3 protein-coding genes and 1 tRNA gene are annotated in these 2,694 nt (G+C 52.9%); all 4 read right to left on the reverse strand.

What is annotated here, in order from left to right:
* Positions 1-108 precede the first annotated feature (108 nt).
* Positions 109-276 carry a hypothetical protein gene (locus NE609_RS17125; protein WP_256153219.1) on the reverse strand — a complete coding sequence of 56 codons (168 nt, stop codon included), beginning with the start codon at positions 274-276 and terminating at the stop codon, positions 109-111.
* Between the two features lie 18 nt (positions 277-294).
* The gene (locus NE609_RS17130) at positions 295-1,083 is read right to left on the reverse strand and encodes a glycine-rich domain-containing protein (protein WP_256153220.1); all 789 of its coding nucleotides are present in this window, start codon (positions 1,081-1,083) and stop codon (positions 295-297) included.
* Positions 1,084-1,087: 4 nt separating this feature from the next.
* Positions 1,088-2,086 (reverse strand): collagen-like protein, encoded by a 999-nt coding sequence (locus NE609_RS17135; RefSeq protein WP_256153221.1) that lies wholly within the window; start codon positions 2,084-2,086, stop codon positions 1,088-1,090.
* A 336-nt stretch (positions 2,087-2,422) separates the two neighbouring features.
* Positions 2,423-2,499 (reverse strand) — tRNA-Met (locus NE609_RS17140).
* Positions 2,500-2,694 lie beyond the last annotated feature (195 nt).

Below are 2,694 nucleotides of genomic sequence, written 5' to 3' on the forward strand. Positions count from 1 at the left end.
ATTGTTCCCAGGTGCATCCGTCCGTTTTTCGCGGGCTCATATTCTGTCTCCTTTCCATTGTGGCCGCCTCCGATGGAGGCGGCCACCTATTTGTTAATATCACTTGGGTTAACGTATTTCTTGGTGATTCCGCCAGAACTTCCCGTCCCGGTACTCGTCCCCGATACCGACCGGCTTGTCCCCCACCGGCACTGAATCCGGAAAATCGGATGTGTTGTAGGGTGCGATAACGATCATGTTCACCACCACGCCGTTTTGGACGACTGCGAAATTCATTTACTTCGCCCCTCCTTATCAATTGATTACGCTTCCACTATGGGGGTTGAGGTGATTTCGAATGATGGCGATGCCTTGATAACCGGAACCGGAGAGGCCTTCAACACCACCTCCGCCTCCGCCATAGTACGTTGCGCTTTCCGCGGGTTGGGTCCAATTTCTGTCTCCGGTTCCGCCGTTACCGCCACCCCCGGCTCCACCTTCGCCGAAGGCCATTAATCCATAGCCACCGCCACCGCCGCTATACAATACGCCGCTAGGCTCGCCAAACTCGCGAGTGGAGGCTATTTGGCCTGTTCCGCCAAGACATTCTTCTTTAAGGGTTAAGCTATAATGCATGCCGTTGGAACCGCGCACGCCGTCTGATCCGCCTGATCCGCCATTATCTCTGTTATTCAGAGCACCTCCGCCAGAGCCTCCGTCACCACCATCCATACCGCCTTTACCACCTCCTGCAGCAACAAAACCGAACGCTGTGCATGTCCCGCCATCCGTAGCGGACTCGCCTCCTACGCCTCCAGAAGGTATAAGAATTTTATAATCAACGCCTTTTTGCAATATTGTTACACCGTTGGTAGTATAGCCACCGCCCCCACCACTGCCGAATCCACCACCGCCCCCACCAACGAGGAACACATCGACGCCCAACTTAGTTGGTGAGAGCAAGGTAAACACACCAGAAGTCACAAATTTGATCTTCCAGATATCAGGTCCCTTAATTAATTCCGATTGTCCAGTATAGGTATACCTCGGAGGATTTTTCGGATTTGTCACCGTGATCAGCGGAAATTTTCCAATAAGCGCCATATCATCACCCCAATACAAGAATTGTAACGGGAATATCCACCGCCGGTTTTTCCCCATCAGCCAACATTGTAATTTGATCCGTTGCCTGTCCAGATAGTGAAAGCAACGCATTTCTGGCGGATTCCCGTTGCTCTGGTGTTGCACTCTGCGCTACGTCTACAATCCCGTTGCTGGTAGATATAAGACCCTCAACCGCTAGCACCTGCGTAAAGGGGGCCGTGTTGCCCACCCAGTCCGCCGCCGTCAGAGTCGCCGTGACACTCCATGCCGGGGAGGCTTTTGCATTCCAAATGACTTTTTCCTCCGGACTTGCAAACTTGCGCGTATTGGTTTCCAAAATGTCGTCCGTTATTAAGGAGATCGAACCATCCGCATCGGGCATCTTACCGTTAATCACAGTAGGGTTGCCTTTTTCACCCTGCGGGCCTTGCTCTCCCTGTGGACCGCGTTCGCCCTGCAAGCCCTGCGGACCCTGCAATACGCCGATGTCCTTCCACACGTTTTCGTCAGACCAGATATAGATGCGGTTGTCCGCCGCGGTCCCAACCGCATAGGCGTCGCCCGCCGCACCGCTCGGGTGCGCTTCGGTAAGCGCCGCCGCCGACTCAAAGAGCCCCAACACCCGGAACCCCGCGCCGGTGTCTCCCTTTTCGCCGGTATCGCCCTTCGGGCCCTGCGGTCCCTGTTCTCCCTTCGGGCCCTGCGGGCCGATTTCACCGCGCGCCTTGGTTTCACTCTTGACATACTCGGCGACGTCGGTGTCCCACACATACCAATAGCCGTCCGCACCGACATAGGGCGTCTTTTTGAGGTGTCCCACAAGCCCGTCGATGATCTCGTTGTCGCGGTTGAAATCCTCCATCACCGGCCGGTCGCTTGCCACCCATTGGTTTAAATCCGAATTTGGCAGTTTGTTTGTGCTTGGCATGAAATTCCCTCCCTTTATGCTGTATTGTTTATAGAAACCCGCCATCCCACCCTGAAATTGCTTTTTTCTCTTCACCCCCTCCTAAGCCGCCTCTTCTTAAAAGTTTGCCTTTTTAGGGAACATACGTTCTGTATGCTTACATTGTATCAATTCTTCTGTCCAACTATCCGGTCCTTTCTTTATGGGTGAAAAAATCCCTTTTTTAGTTATAATTGACCTAAAAGATAGAGAAAAAAAAGGCCCACCGATATCGGTGGGCCCTAAAAGATGCTCCAAGATGAAACAATAAATATAATTGTTTCTCCTTTTCATCGTTGGTGTCTATTTGCTGGTTTAAAGGAGGTGTTGATTTACACATTGGTGTCATACACGTAAAAAAGCCCAGAAACATGACGTTTCTGGGCTTCTCAATGGTTGCGGAGGCAGGATTTGAACCTACGACCTTCGGGTTATGAGCCCGACGAGCTACCGGACTGCTCCACTCCGCGATATGTCAACGCTTTTTAGGCGCCTTATTATATTACCACGCCGCAGGGCGTTTGTCAATAGATAAGCGACAATTTTAATAAAGTCATTCCAGCGCGGCCCCCGCGGCCATCGCCGTATTGTTCAACGAACGCGATGGGATCGCGCGGCGAGGGAAAAGAAGCGGGCCCCCCCCCGGGGGCCCCCGGGGGTTTTTT

The organism is Anaerotruncus sp. DFI.9.16 (assembly GCF_024461615.1).
GTDB lineage: Bacteria > Bacillota > Clostridia > Oscillospirales > Ruminococcaceae > Anaerotruncus > Anaerotruncus massiliensis.

Excerpts from the sequence above, each read along its gene's own strand:
- NE609_RS17125 (WP_256153219.1), bottom strand. The coding sequence starts at position 276 with ATGAATTTCGCAGTCGTCCAAAACGGCGTGGTGGTGAACATGATCGTT.
- NE609_RS17130 (WP_256153220.1), bottom strand. The coding sequence starts at position 1,083 with ATGGCGCTTATTGGAAAATTTCCGCTGATCACGGTGACAAATCCGAAA.